This window comes from Nocardioides sp. ChNu-153 (assembly GCF_030466625.1).
Classification (GTDB): Bacteria; Actinomycetota; Actinomycetes; order Propionibacteriales; family Nocardioidaceae; genus Nocardioides.
The window spans coordinates 1-12,881 of sequence record NZ_JADEVT010000025.1 but is presented as its reverse complement, the minus strand read 5'-3'; the positions used below and the strand labels follow the sequence as shown (position 1 = coordinate 12,881).

Here is a 12,881-nt window from a genome sequence, read left to right as displayed (position 1 = left end):
GAACATCTTCGCGGCAGCGGTGTGGGTCCAGCCGGTTTCCACGATCAGGCGGGCAAGACGTAGACGAGCGCGTGGGGTCAGTGCGGCGTTAGCGTGGGACATGAAGGCCTCCGGTGGGTGAAGCGGTACCTCGACAGCTCCACTTCACAACCGGAGGCCTTCGCCTGTCAGACAGGCTCACCGCCAGGTAGCGGGACAACCTCCCTGGACATCACAGCTAGCGCGGCCACCTCAACCACCGGACAAGCGCGGCCACCTCAACCACCGGACAAGCGCGGCCACCTCGACCACCGGTAACGCGCGGCACCTGACGTCCGGGACCCCCGGTGGTCGAGGTGGGTTGCTCTCGCAACCCCTCGAGACCAGCCGAACCCCGCCGCCTCAGACGGCCGCGCCGCCAGCGGCGGGCTCGGGCGCGAGATCCTCGTCCGGGGCGGTGCCGCGCACGCGCAGGCCCAGCACGCCCGCGGCGGTGCAGGCGAGCGCGACCAGCACCATGAACGGCGCGAAGATGTCGGCGGCGCCCCACACGGTGGCCGCCCAGCCGGCGAGGATCGTGGGCAGCGCCATGGCGGAGTAGGCGAGCACGTAGAACGCCGACATCACCTCGCCGCGGTGCGCCGCGGGCACGACCTGGCCGAGGTGGCGCAGCGACGAGCCGAACGCCAGCCCGAAGAAGAAGCCGAGCACCGCCGACGTCACCACCAGCACGACCGGGTCGCCCCAGGCGACGGCGCCGATGCAGGCGAGCAGGCTGACCGCCGTACCGAGGTCGCCCACGACGGCCGCGTGCCGCGCCGGCCACCGCGAGCCGACCAGCTGGCTGACCGCGGCGGTCGCCGCCGACGCCGCCACGACGCTGCCGCCGAACAGCAGGTCGGTGGTGCCCGCCGCGTGCGAGGCGATCGTCGGGAACAGCGACAGGAACACCCCGAGCACCGACCACGACGCCATGACGCCGAGCGCCGCGAAGCGGAAGTCGGGCGCGATCCCCCGCGGCACCTGCGGGCGCGCGAGGTGCAGCCGCACCGCCCGGTCGTCGGCGTGCGGCTCCGGCATGGCCCGCACGGCCGCGCCGCCGAGGAGGATGAGCACCGCGAGGGTCACGTACGGCGTGACGAGCGGCGCGAGGTCGAGCTGCGCGTCGACCGCGACGAGGAACACCACCGCGGCGATGCCGACGTTGAACGCCACGCCGGAGTGCAGCCCAGCGCGGGCCCCGGCCCCGGGGCGCAGGTCGAGCAGCGCGGCCGACCCGGCGACCACGATGGCCCCCACACCCAGTCCGTGCAGCACGCGCGCCACCACGAGCGCGGCCACCCCGCCGGCCAGGGCGAAGACGGCCAGCCCGACCAGCACGAGACCGATGGCGCCCAGCAGCACGGGCCGCCGCCCGTACCGGTCGGACAGCGACCCCGCCACGAGGACGCTGACGAGCGCCGCGACGGCGTACGCCGCGAACACCAGCGTCGTCGTGATCGGGGCGAAGTCCCACGCGTCGGCGTAGATGCCGTAGAGCGGCGCCGGAGCGGCGGAGACCCCGAGCGCCACCGCGGTCAGGCCGAGCAGCGCGGCGTACGGCCAGCGGGCGGGGGTGCTCATGCGGTCCTCCTGATAGGTTCGATCATGGTCGAACGAAGGAGACAGTAGCCTACGTTCGACGAACATCGAACCGCGATGGAGGACGGGACGTGACCGACCAGGTGACCCGCAGCACGGCGACCGACGTCTGCACCCCCGTCCCGGGCCTGCCCGCCGTCGCCGAGGTCGCGCCCGTGCAGGTCGTGCTGGCCGCGCTCGCGGACCCCGTCCGCCTCGAGATGGTGCGCCGGATGGCCGTCTCGCCCGAGCGCTCGGAGCGCTGCAGCGCCCTCTACGACGACATCGGCAAGTCCACCGCGAGCCACCACTTCAAGGTGCTGCGGGAGGCGGGCCTCACGGAGCGCACCTACGTCGACGGCACGCTCCACCAGCGGCTGCGCCTCGACGAGGTGGAGGAGCGCCTGCCCGGCCTGCTCCCCTCGGTGCTCACCGGCCTCGCCTGAGGGGCCCCCGCACCACCCGGTACGCCGCCGCGCCGCCCTGGGGCGCGGCGGGGGCGCGGCGGAGGCGCGGCGACTCGGCCCCGGGCTCAGCGCCCGGGGTTCACCACGATGGTCTGCTCGCGGCCCGGACCCACGCCGACGCCCCAGAACGGCGCGCCGGACAGCTCCTCGAGCGCCTTGACGTAGGTCTGCGCGTTGGCGGGGAGCTCGTCAAAGGTGCGGCAACCCGAGATGTCGGTCTGCCAGCCGTCGAAGTACTCGTAGACCGGCGTCGCGTGGTGGAAGTCGGTCTGCGTCAGCGGCATCTCCTCGACCCGCTGGCCGTCGACCTCGTAGGCGACGCAGACCGGGATGCGCTCCCAGCTGTCGAGCACGTCGAGCTTGGTCAGGAAGAACTCGGTCAGGCCGTTGACGCGCGTCGCGTAGCGGGCGACCACGGCGTCGTACCAGCCGCAGCGCCGCGTGCGACCGGTCGAGACGCCCACCTCGCCGCCGATGCGCTGCAGGGCCTCCCCGTCGGCGTCGAACAGCTCGGTCGGGAACGGGCCGGAGCCGACGCGGGTCGTGTAGGCCTTGATGACGCCGATCACGCGGTCGATGCGCGTGGGGCCGACGCCGGCGCCCACGCAGACGCCGCCGGCCACCGGGTTCGACGACGTCACGAAGGGATACGTGCCGTGGTCGACGTCGAGCATCGTCGCCTGCGCGCCCTCGAACAGCACCGTCTTCCCGGCGTCGAGCGCCTGGTTGAGCAGCAGGGAGGTGTCGGCGACCATCGGGCGCAGCCGCTCGGCGTACGACGTCAGCTCCTCGACCACCGCGGCCACCTCGATGGCGCGGCGGTTGTAGACCTTCGTCAGCAGGTGGTTGCGCGTCTCGAGCGCCGCCTCGACCTTCTGGGTGAGGATCTTCTCGTCGAAGAGGTCGGCGATGCGCACGCCCACGCGGTTGACCTTGTCGGCGTACGCCGGCCCGATGCCGCGCCCGGTCGTGCCGATCTTCTTGCTGCCGAGGAACCGCTCGGTGACCTTGTCGATCGTGGAGTGGTACGACGCGATGACGTGCGCGTTCGCGCTCACCACGAGGTCCGCGACGTCGACGCCCTGGCCGACCAGCTCGTCGAGCTCGCGGAACAGCGCCTCCGGCGAGACCACGACGCCGTTGCCGATCACGCAGGTCGCACCCTTGGTGATGATGCCGCTGGGCAGCAGGTGCGTCGCGAACTTCTGGCCGTTGACGACGATCGTGTGACCGGCGTTGTGACCGCCGCTCGTGCGCACGACGTAGTCGATGGAGTCGGTGGTGGCCAGCAGGTCGGTGGCCTTGCCCTTGCCCTCGTCGCCCCACTGGGCTCCGAGGATCATGATCGCGGGCATCGCAGCCCCTCTCGTCGTACGGGTGCCTGGCAGCGCCAGAGCCCCGGCGTCGGCAGCAGCGGCTCCGAGTTCACCAGGGCTCTTGCGGCGTCACGCTACCAGGGACCGCGGGGCCCGATAGGGTCGCGGCGATGGACCCCCTCCTGGTGATCACGAACGCGACTGCCGGCACCTCCGACGAGGAGACGCTGGAGCAGGCGCTCACCGTGCTGCGCTCGGAGGCCTCCGTGGAGGTCCAGGCGACGTCCAACCCCGGCGAGCTCGACGGCGTGCTGCACCGCGCCGGGTCGCGCCGCATCGTGGTCGCCGGCGGCGACGGCTCGCTCCACGCCGTCGTGACGGCGCTGCACCGCCGCAACGAGCTGGGCGACCACGTCCTCGGCCTGCTGCCGCTGGGCACGGGCAACGACTTCGCCCGCGGTGCGGGCATCCCGCTCGACATCGAGGAGGCCGCGCGCGTCGTGCTCCACGGCGAGGTGCAGCCGGTGGACCTGCTCGTCGACGAGCTGGGCGGCGTCGTCGTCAACAACGTGCACGTGGGCGCCGGCGCGCAGGCGAGCCGCCGCGGGGCCCGCTGGAAGGAGCGCCTCGGCGGCATCGGCGTGGGGAAGGTCAACCTCGGCAAGCTCGGGTACCCGATCGGGGCCGCCCTCGCCGCGGTCGACCCGCCGCACGTGCGGCTGCACGTCGAGGTCGACGGCCGCACCGTGGCCGACCTCGACGAGCCCGTCCTCATGGTCGCCGTGGGCGTCGGCCGCAGCGTGGGCGGCGGCGCCGCCCTCACCCCCGAGGCGGAGATCGGCGACGGCCGGGCCGACGTGATGGTCTCCTTCACCACCGGCCCCGTGGCCAAGCTCGGGTACGTCGCGTCGATGGCCCTGCAACGCCACCACGAGCGCGACGACGTGCTCTACGAGCGGGCGACGACGGTCTCGGTGGCCGGCGAGCCGTTCTGGTGCTCCGCGGACGGCGAGATCTCCGGCCCGGAGCGGCAGCGCACGTGGCGCCTCGAGCCCGCGGCGTACCGGATGACGCTGCCGCACGGCGCCGTCCCCTCGTCCTGAGCGCCCGCAGCCTGAGCGCCCCCGCGCCGGACCTCCGCGGCCGACCGGGCCTAGAGCCAGCCCCGCCGGGCCGCCTCGACTCCCGCCTGGAAGCGCGAGTCCGCCCCGAGCTCGATGAGCAGGTCGGCGACGCGCCGCCGTACCGTCCGCAGGCTGACGCCCAGCGACCGCGCGATCTGCTCGTCGCCCGCCCCCGTGGCGAGCAGCTGGAGCAGGAGACGCCGCCCCTTGTCGCGTGCCCCCCGCAGGTCGAGGTCGGGCACGGGCAGGGCGCGCTCCCACAGCTGCTCGAACAGCCGGGCCAGCATGAGGACGAGGCCTCGCTCGCGCACGACGAGCAGGCGCGGCGAGGCGTAGCCCGGCATGTAGGGCACCAGGGCGTGGGTGCCCGGCACCACGAACAGCCGTGTGGGCACCTGGGCGAGCACGCGGATCTGCTCGCCCATCCGCGCCCGCTCGGCGAGCGTCTCGGGCGCCTCCTCCAGTGCGCGGGCCGGGTAGATGGCGCGGGCCGTGCGACCGGCCGCGATGGCCTCCGCCAGGGCGTCGGCGAGGGCGGCCGGCTGACGGGTGCGCCACTGGTCGGGGCGCAGGAACATCAGCTCGCCCGACGACTCCTCGATCCACCGGGCCATGAGGTGCGGGGCGGAGACGCCCTCGACGCGCGCCCCGCTCAGCGGCGTGCCGTCGGCGGAGACCTCGGGGGCGGGCGGTGCGACGAAGGGGACGGCCGCCGCCAGCTGCTCGACGCGCCGTGCCGCGACCCGCATGCGCTCCCCCTCGTCGGCCAGCAGGCGGCTCACGACGACCCCCATCTCCGGCACCACGAGGCGGTCGTCGGCGTCGACCTCCACGGCCTGCAGCGCCACGAGCGGGGCGAGGTCGGCGCGCAGCCGCTCGGGCGTGGTCGTCAAGATGGCGGCGACGTCCGCCAGCGCCTCTCCCGTCCGTCCGTGGACGCGCCAGTAGAGGTCCTCGGCCTGGAGGGTCAGGCCGAGCTCGTCGAGGAACGCGGGACGGCGGGCTGCCACCGCGCCACCGTAGACGTCGCTGGCCACTTGATGCCACTGGCTCGTCGGAGCCAGGTGTCCCGATGAGGTCAGTGGGAGGATCGGGCTCGACGCACGCGTCGCGCCGCGGGGGATGCGACGAAAGCCTGTCGGGGGACGGGCGGATGTGTCACGAGGGCGCCCACCGGAAGCGGTGAGGCGCCCTCGCTCGTTCCCGGGCCTCGCCGCCGCTCCGGGGTCCGATCCCCGGTACCGTTGCCGGCGGCCGACCGGCCCAGCGAGACCCCCGAGCGACGAAGCAGGCGACGAAGCAGGCATGGCACGACGAACCGACTCCCCCGCCACCGAGCCGACCGACTGGGTGACGCGCGCCGCCGACGACGCGGTGCGTCACGCCGGCGGGGACCCGCGTGACGCCGGCGTCGCCGCCGCGTTCGCCGAGGCCGGCACCGTCGTCACCTGCGCCTCCGGCATCAGCCCCTCGGGCCCCATCCACCTCGGCAACCTGCGCGAGTTCCTCACCGTCCACCTCGTGGTGGAGGAGCTGCGCCGTCGCGGCGTGCCGACCCGGCACCTGCACAGCTGGGACGACTTCGACCGCTTCCGCAAGGTGCCCGCCGGCGTCGACCCCTCGTGGGCCACCCACGTCGGCCGGCCGCTCTCCGCCGTACCGGACCCGTGGGAGTGCCACGCCTCGTGGGCCGAGCACTTCAAGGCCCCGCTGCGCGCCGCGCTGGCCGAGATGGGCTGCACGATGGAGGAGGTCGACCAGACCGAGCGCTACACCGCCGGCGCCTACACCGACCAGGTGCTCCACGCCATCGAGCGCCGCGACGCCATCGAGGCGGTCCTCGCGCGCCACCGCACGAAGAAGCCGGTCGCCGATGACGTCCCCGCGGACGTGCCCGCCGAGGAGGCCGCCGTCCTCGAGGACTCGGTGGCGCAGGACGACGAGCCCACCCAGGGCGGCGACCTGGCCCGCTTCCCCTACAAGCCGTTCTGCCGCACCTGCGGGCGCGACACGGTGACCCTCACGTCGTACGACGACGCCACGACCGACCTCGCCTACACCTGCGACTCCTGCGGCGACTCCCACGTGACGAACGTGCGCACGCAGCCCGAGGGCAAGCTCGTGTGGAAGGTCGACTGGCCGATGCGCTGGTCGGTCGAGGGCGTCGACTTCGAGCCGGGCGGCGTCGACCACGCGTCGCCGGGGTCGTCGTACACCGTCGGCAAGGAGATCGTGAAGCTGTACGGCGGCCGCGCGCCGTCGTTCGTCGGCTACTCGTTCGTCGGGGTCGCCGGCATGGCGAAGATGTCGTCCTCGAAGGGCGGGGTGCCGACGGCGGCCGACGCGCTGCGGGTGCTGGAGGCGCCGGTGCTGCGCTGGCTCTACGCCCGCCGCCAGCCCAAGCAGGCGTTCACCGTCGACTTCGGCCCCGAGGTCGTGCGCCTCTACGACGAGTGGGACGCGCTGGGCCGCAAGGCCGCCGACCCGGCGAAGCGCGACGCGCAGGTGCTGGCCTTCGAGCGGGCCTCGGCCACCTCGAGCGCCGGCACGCTGCCGACGCCGCCGGTCGTGGTGCCGTTCCGCACGCTGTCGTCGATCGCCGACGTGACCGCGGGCAGCGCCGACCAGATCAGCCGCCTCGTGGGCGACCTCGGCCACGAGCACTCCTCCGTCGCCGACCTCGAGCCGCGGCTGAGCCGCGCCATCACGTGGACCCACGAGTTCGTGCCCGCCGAGGACCGCACGACCGTGCGCACCACGCCCGACCGCGAGCTGCTCGCCGGGCTCGGCGACCTCGAGCGGCAGTGGCTGCACCTGTTCCTCGAGCACCTGCCGAGCGCGTGGACCGACGGCAGCCCGGACCTCGACCGGGTCACCACGGTCGTGTACGGCGTGCCCAAGCTCGCCCGCGGCCTCGGCCTGGACGACCAGCCGACCGACGAGGTCAAGGCCGACCAGAAGGCGTTCTTCCGCCTGCTCTACCGCCTGCTCGTCGGCGCCGAGCGCGGGCCGCGCCTGCCGACCCTCGTCCTGGCGCTGGGCCCCGAGACCGTCAGCAGCCTGGTCCAGGGCGCCTGAGCGCCTTCCCCTCCTCGACGACCGCACCCGCGGACGTCATGCGAACCGCAGGCCAGGGGCCTCGATCCGAATGACGTCCGCGGGTGGGGTGCGGCCGCGTCCGGGCGGTAGTCCCTGGGCTCAGGCGTCGCCGAGCAGCGCGTCGTACGCCGCGGGGCTGGAGTCGCGCAGGAATTCGCTGCAGCGCTCCCACTCCGCGGTCTCGCCGATGGCGCGCGCCATGAGCGCGAGCAGCGCGAGGGCGCGGAGGAAGCCGCGGTTGGGCTCGTGGTCCCACGGCACCGGGCCGTGCCCCTTCCAGCCGTTGCGGCGCAGCACGTCGAGGCTGCGGTGGTAGCCCACCCGCGCGTACGCGTAGACCGTGACGTCGTCGGCGCCCGCGTCGCGGGCCTGCTCGGCGAGCGCCGCCCACGCGAACGGCGAGGCCGGGTGGCGTCGTACCACGGCCGCGGGGGCGTCGGAGGCCAGCTCGGCGGCGGCGGGGTCCTCGGGCAGGCGGGTCGGGGGCGGACCGGCCATCAGGTCGACGGGGCTCATGCGCCCCAGCCTCCCACGCCCGCGGGACGCCGGGCGCGGGAGGGCGGGAGGGCGGGCGCACTCAGCGCGCGGCGGCGACCAGCTCGGCGATCTGCACCGTGTTGAGCGCGGCACCCTTGCGCAGGTTGTCGCTGCTGACGAAGAACGCCAGGCCCCGGCCGTCGTCGACGCCCTCGTCGGCGCGGATCCGCCCGACGTACGACGGGTCCTTGCCGGCGGCCTGCAGCGGCGTGGGGATCTCGCTGAGCTCGACGCCCGGCGCCCCGCTGAGCAGCTCGGTCGCGCGCTCGGGCGACAGGGGCCGGGCGAACTCGGCGTTGACCGACAGCGAGTGACCGGTGAAGACGGGCACGCGCACGCAGATGCCGGAGACCCGCAGCTCGGGGATGCCGAGGATCTTGCGCGACTCGTTGCGCAGCTTCTGCTCCTCGTCGGTCTCGTTCAGGCCGTCGTCGACGAGGTTCCCGGCGAAGGGCAGCACGTTGTAGGCGATCGTGCGCCGGTAGATCCCCGGCTCGGCGAACGCCACGGCCTGGCCGTCGTAGGACAGCTCCCGCGCCTTGTCACCGGCCTGCTCGATGCCCGTCGCGAGCTCCTCGACGCCGGCGACGCCGGAGCCCGACACGGCCTGGTACGTCGAGACGACGAGCCGCACGAGGCCCGCCTCGTCGTGCAGGGGCTTGAGCACCGGCATCGCGGCCATCGTCGTGCAGTTCGGGTTCGCGATGATGCCGCGGCTCGCCTCGATGACGCCCGCGGCGTCGCCCGGGTTCACCTCGGAGACGACCAGGGGGATCGCGGGGTCCTTGCGGAACGCGCTGGAGTTGTCGACGACGATCACGCCGGCGTCGACGAAGCGCGGCGCCTGGGCCCGCGACGTCGTGGCGCCCGCGGAGAACAGGGCGATGTCGAGCCCGGTGGGGTCGGCGATCGCCGCGTCCTCGACGGTGATCTCGCGGTCACCGAAGGGCAGCACCGTCCCCGCGGACCGCGCGGAGGCGAAGAACCGCACCTCGTCGGCCTCGAAGCCGCGCTCGAGGAGGATCTGGCGCATGGCGACGCCCACCTGCCCGGTGGCGCCGACGACGCCCAGCCGCACGCCCACGTCAGCGCCCCGTCCCGGCGTAGACCACGGCCTCGCCCTCGGTGTCGTCCAGGTCGAACGCCGTGTGCGTGGCGCGCACCGCGTCCTCGATCTGCGTGCCGTCGATGACGACCGAGATCCGGATCTCCGAGGTGGAGATCATCTCGATGTTGACGCCCGCCGCCGCCAGGGAGGCGAAGAACTTGGCGGTGATGCCCGGGTGCGAACGCATCCCGGCGCCGATGAGGGAGACCTTGCCGATCTGGTCGTCGTACAGCAGCTTCTCGAAGCCGACCTGCTCCTGCAGGGCGGCGAGAGCGGTCACGGCCGTCTGGCCGTCCTCGCGCGGCAGCGTGAAGGAGATGTCCGTGCGGCCCGTCGAGGCGGCCGAGACGTTCTGCACGACCATGTCGAGGTTCGCGCCGGTGGTCGCGAGCGTCTCGAAGATGCGGGCGGCCTCGCCGACCTTGTCGGGCACACCGACGACCGTGATCTTGGCCTGGCTGGTGTCGTGGGCGACGCCGGAGATGATCGCGTTCTCCATGGGAGCTCCCTGCTGCTCGGGGATGATCCAGGTGCCCTCCTTCTGCGAGAAGGTGGAGCGGACGTGGATGGGCATGGTGTGGCGGCGGCCGTACTCGACGCACCGCAGGTGGAGGATCTTGGCGCCGTTCGCGGCCATCTCGAGCATCTCCTCGGTGGAGACGCGGTCGAGCTTGCGGGCCTTCGGCACGATGCGCGGGTCGGCGGTGAAGACGCCGTCGACGTCGGAGTAGATCTCGCAGACCTCGGCGCCCAGCGCGGCCGCCAGCGCGACCGCCGTGGTGTCGGAGGCGCCCCGGCCGAGCGTCGTGACGTCCTTCGTGTCCTGGCTGACGCCCTGGAACCCGGCGACGATCGCGATCGACCCCTCGCGGATCGCCTGCTCGAGGCGGCCCGGCGTGATGTCGATGATCTTGGCCTTGCCGTGCACGGAGTCGGTGATGACGCCCGCCTGCGAGCCGGTGAACGACCGGGCCTCGTAGCCGAGCTGCGTGATCGCCATCGCCACCAGCGCCATCGAGATGCGCTCGCCGGCGGTCAGGAGCATGTCGAGCTCGCGCGGCGGCGGCATCGGCGTCACCTGCTCGGCGAGGTCGCGCAGCTCGTCGGTCGTGTCGCCCATCGCGGAGACGACCACGACGACGTCGTGGCCCTTCTTCTTCGTCGCCACGATCCGCTGGGCGACCCGCTTGATGCCGGCCGCGTCGGCCACGGACGAGCCGCCGTACTTCTGCACGACAATGCTCACAGGTGATCCCTCCCGGACGTACGACGCGGGGCGGCGGCCGTGCCGACGCCTCCGCCCTGACCAGCGACGATCCTACCGGCGCGCGGCCGGGCGCCGGTCTCGCGTCTCAGTGGGGCCCGGGCCGGGCTCAGCCGCGGCGCTCGAGCATCTCGTCGGCGGCGGCCACGCGCTCCACCTCGCCCGCGAAGTCCGCGTCGAGGCGGTCGTGGGCCACGATCGACTGGAGGGCGCGCAGCGCGCCCGAGGCCTCGCTGCCCCAGCTCGCGACGTACGAGAACTGCCACCACCACAGGGCCTCCATCACGCGGCCGGCCCGGAAGTGGAGCAGGCCGTGCGCGAGCGCGGAGGCGACGGAGGTCAGGTCGTCGGACAGGCTCGCCTCCACCAGCTCGGTGCGCCCCTCGGCGTCGAGCGTGTAGGGGTCGAACACCTCGGTGAAGAGGTCGACGCCGTCGAGCAGCCGCGCGAGCCGCAGCCGCAGCTCGTCGAGGTCGGGGTCGGGCCCGGCGTCGGGCTCGAACTCCTCCGCCGGGTCGAAGTCGCGCTGCACACCGAGGCGGGCCCCGGCGAGCAGCACCTGCGAGACCTCGAGGAGCAGCAGGGAGACCGCCCGGCCGGCGTCCTCCTCCTGGGCGATCGCGCGCAGCGCGAGCAGGAAGCTCGCGACCTGGTCGGCGATCTGCCCGGCCAGCTCGGCCGCCTCGGGGTCCACGGGCGGCGGTGCGCCGCCGGCGAGGTCGAGGACGGCGTCGCTGCCGTCGCCGTCGCCGGGCTCGACGCCCGTCAGGTCGAAGACGACGCCGTCTCCCGCGTGCACGTCACTCATCTGCCGATCGCCTTCCCACGAACGCCCGGCCGAGGGTCACCTCGTCGGCGTACTCCAGGTCCCCGCCCACCGGCAGTCCACTCGCAAGTCGCGTCACGCGCAACCCCAGGGGCTTGAGCATGCGGGTCAGGTAGGTCGCCGTGGCCTCCCCCTCCAGGTTGGGGTCGGTCGCGAGGATCACCTCGGTGACCGCCCCGTCGGCGAGGCGCACCATCAGCTCCCGGATGTGGAGCTGCTCCGGCCCGATGCCGTCGATCGGGCTGATCGCGCCGCCCAGCACGTGGTAGCGGCCGCGGAACTCGCGGGTGCGCTCGATCGCGACGACGTCCTTGTACTCCTCGACGATGCAGATGACCGACGGGTCGCGTCGCGGGTCGCGGCAGATGCGGCACTCGTCGTCGGAGGAGACGTTGAAGCAGATGCGGCAGAACTTCACCTTCACGGTGACCTCGACCAGCGCGTCGGCGAGGCGCCGCACGTCGGTCGGGTCGGCCGCGAGCAGGTGGAACGCGATGCGCTGGGCGCTCTTGGGCCCCACGCCCGGCAGGCGGCCGAGCTCGTCGATCAGGTCCTGGACGACGCCTTCGTACACCGAGGGGTTCCGCCGGTCAGAAGCCGATGCCGCCGGGCAGGCCCGGCGTCGAGCCCGGCTCCTGACCGGGGGCACCGAGCCCGCCGAGACCGCCCGCGAGCGGGCCCAGCTTCTCCGCCGCGAGCTGGTCGGCCTGCGCACGGGCGTCGCGGTAGGCCGCCACGATCGCGTCGCCGAGGTCCTCGAGGCTCTCGGCGTCGCCGCCGTCGAACGTGCCCGCCGGGATGGTGACGCCGCGCAGCTCGCCGGCGCCCGTGACGACGGCGTTGACGCCCATCGCCGTGCCGGTCACCTCGGCCTGCTCGAGCTCGGCCTGCGCCGCGACGAGCTGCTCCTGCATGGCCTGCGCCTGCTGCAGGAGGGCGCCCATGTCGAGGCCACCCATCGGGTTGCCGCCGCCGGCGGGGTCGAAGGGGTTCTGGCTCATGGCGCTCTCCTCGGTCGTGGTTCCTGCGTCGGTGGGCGTCCCGTCGGGGACGCGCGGTGTCGAGCGTACGGCGGCACGCCCGCGCTCAGTCGTGGCGGATCTGCTCGATGACGGTGGCGCCGAGCTCGCGCTGCAGCAGCTCGGTGCCGGCCAGCTCGGGGGTGTCGTCGTCGGGGTCGTCGGGCGACGCCGCGTCGTCGGGGTCCTCGTCCATCCACGCCGGCGGCTCCGGCGCGGTGCCCGCGGTGGCCCGAGCGCCCCCGGGCGACGGGAAGTCGGCGGGACGCCGCGCGCCCCGGGTGGCGGCGGGGGTGTCGCGCTGCGGCGCGTCGGAGGGCTGGTCCCGCTCGCTGCGGTCGTCGGCCGGTCCCCTGCCGGCGCCGCCGGCGCGGTCGGCGCCGTCGACCTGTCCCCCGGCCCGTCCCCCGGCCTGTCCCCCGGTACGGCGCTCCTCACCCTGCGCGGGCTCCGTGTCGGCCGGGCGGGCCCACGGGTCGTGGCCGCCGTCGGCCGCCGCGCCGTCGGCCGGACCACGGCCGG

12 protein-coding genes and 2 pseudogenes are annotated in these 12,881 nt (G+C 74.0%); 3 read left to right on the top strand and 11 right to left on the bottom strand.

Going from position 1 to position 12,881, the window contains the following annotated elements:
- Both INN71_RS18025 and INN71_RS18020 read right to left on the bottom strand, forming a co-directional pair.
- Positions 1–102: pseudogene (locus tag INN71_RS18025) on the bottom strand (IS481 family transposase); the annotation flags it as partial.
- A 279-nt stretch (positions 103–381) separates the two neighbouring features.
- Positions 382–1,602 (bottom strand): MFS transporter, encoded by a 1,221-nt coding sequence (locus INN71_RS18020; protein ID WP_277501458.1) that lies wholly within the window; start codon positions 1,600–1,602, stop codon positions 382–384.
- A gap of 89 nt (positions 1,603–1,691) precedes the next feature.
- On the opposite strand from INN71_RS18020, the gene INN71_RS18015 reads away from it, so the two are divergent.
- The gene (locus INN71_RS18015) at positions 1,692–2,045 is read left to right on the top strand and encodes a helix-turn-helix transcriptional regulator (protein WP_277501457.1); all 354 of its coding nucleotides are present in this window, start codon (positions 1,692–1,694) and stop codon (positions 2,043–2,045) included.
- Positions 2,046–2,131: 86 nt separating this feature from the next.
- Here the strand turns inward: INN71_RS18015 and INN71_RS18010 are convergent, their stop codons facing one another.
- Complete coding sequence (locus INN71_RS18010; protein WP_277501456.1) at positions 2,132–3,421, bottom strand: adenylosuccinate synthase; 1,290 nt, start codon at positions 3,419–3,421, stop codon at positions 2,132–2,134.
- Positions 3,422–3,552: 131 nt separating this feature from the next.
- Between INN71_RS18010 and INN71_RS18005 the strand changes: the two genes are divergently transcribed.
- Positions 3,553–4,485, top strand: a complete 933-nt coding sequence (locus tag INN71_RS18005) for a diacylglycerol kinase family protein (RefSeq protein WP_277501455.1) — start codon at positions 3,553–3,555, stop codon at positions 4,483–4,485.
- A gap of 50 nt (positions 4,486–4,535) precedes the next feature.
- Here the strand turns inward: INN71_RS18005 and INN71_RS18000 are convergent, their stop codons facing one another.
- On the bottom strand, positions 4,536–5,516 hold the full coding sequence (locus INN71_RS18000) for a helix-turn-helix domain-containing protein (RefSeq protein WP_277501454.1): 981 nt from the start codon (positions 5,514–5,516) through the stop codon (positions 4,536–4,538).
- Between the two features lie 295 nt (positions 5,517–5,811).
- Here INN71_RS18000 and lysS point away from each other — a divergent pair, with 295 nt between their 5' ends.
- Positions 5,812–7,584 (top strand): lysine--tRNA ligase, encoded by a 1,773-nt coding sequence (lysS, locus tag INN71_RS17995; protein WP_277501453.1) that lies wholly within the window; start codon positions 5,812–5,814, stop codon positions 7,582–7,584.
- 120 nt (positions 7,585–7,704) lie between these two features.
- Here lysS and INN71_RS17990 read toward each other — a convergent pair whose 3' ends face one another.
- From INN71_RS17990 to INN71_RS17960, 7 genes and pseudogenes are all read right to left on the bottom strand, one after another.
- Positions 7,705–8,121 carry a DUF3151 domain-containing protein gene (locus INN71_RS17990; protein ID WP_277501452.1) on the bottom strand — a complete coding sequence of 139 codons (417 nt, stop codon included), beginning with the start codon at positions 8,119–8,121 and terminating at the stop codon, positions 7,705–7,707.
- Positions 8,122–8,182: 61 nt separating this feature from the next.
- Positions 8,183–9,220 carry an aspartate-semialdehyde dehydrogenase gene (locus tag INN71_RS17985; protein ID WP_277501459.1) on the bottom strand — a complete coding sequence of 346 codons (1,038 nt, stop codon included), beginning with the start codon at positions 9,218–9,220 and terminating at the stop codon, positions 8,183–8,185.
- 7 nt (positions 9,221–9,227) lie between these two features.
- Positions 9,228–10,496: an aspartate kinase gene (locus INN71_RS17980; protein ID WP_277501451.1), complete on the bottom strand. Its 1,269-nt coding sequence runs from the start codon at positions 10,494–10,496 to the stop codon at positions 9,228–9,230.
- Positions 10,497–10,623: 127 nt separating this feature from the next.
- Positions 10,624–11,322, bottom strand: coding sequence for a DUF5063 domain-containing protein (locus INN71_RS17975; protein ID WP_277501450.1), 699 nt, complete (start codon positions 11,320–11,322; stop codon positions 10,624–10,626).
- Positions 11,315–11,914, bottom strand: coding sequence for a recombination mediator RecR (recR, locus tag INN71_RS17970; protein WP_277501449.1), 600 nt, complete (start codon positions 11,912–11,914; stop codon positions 11,315–11,317). The genes INN71_RS17975 and recR overlap by 8 nt, the downstream gene beginning before the upstream one ends.
- A 16-nt stretch (positions 11,915–11,930) precedes the next feature.
- The gene (locus INN71_RS17965; protein ID WP_277501448.1) at positions 11,931–12,341 is read right to left on the bottom strand and encodes a YbaB/EbfC family nucleoid-associated protein; all 411 of its coding nucleotides are present in this window, start codon (positions 12,339–12,341) and stop codon (positions 11,931–11,933) included.
- An 85-nt stretch (positions 12,342–12,426) separates the two neighbouring features.
- Positions 12,427–12,881, bottom strand: a pseudogene (locus INN71_RS17960) (hypothetical protein); the annotation flags it as partial.

Coding starts and splice junctions, on each gene's coding strand:
- INN71_RS18020 (WP_277501458.1), bottom strand. CDS start 1,602: ATGAGCACCCCCGCCCGCTGGCCGTACGCCGCGCTGCTCGGCCTGACC.
- INN71_RS18010 (WP_277501456.1), bottom strand. CDS start 3,421: ATGCCCGCGATCATGATCCTCGGAGCCCAGTGGGGCGACGAGGGCAAG.
- INN71_RS18005 (WP_277501455.1), top strand. CDS start 3,553: ATGGACCCCCTCCTGGTGATCACGAACGCGACTGCCGGCACCTCCGAC.
- lysS (WP_277501453.1), top strand. CDS start 5,812: ATGGCACGACGAACCGACTCCCCCGCCACCGAGCCGACCGACTGGGTG.
- INN71_RS17990 (WP_277501452.1), bottom strand. CDS start 8,121: ATGAGCCCCGTCGACCTGATGGCCGGTCCGCCCCCGACCCGCCTGCCC.
- INN71_RS17975 (WP_277501450.1), bottom strand. CDS start 11,322: ATGAGTGACGTGCACGCGGGAGACGGCGTCGTCTTCGACCTGACGGGC.
- INN71_RS17965 (WP_277501448.1), bottom strand. CDS start 12,341: ATGAGCCAGAACCCCTTCGACCCCGCCGGCGGCGGCAACCCGATGGGT.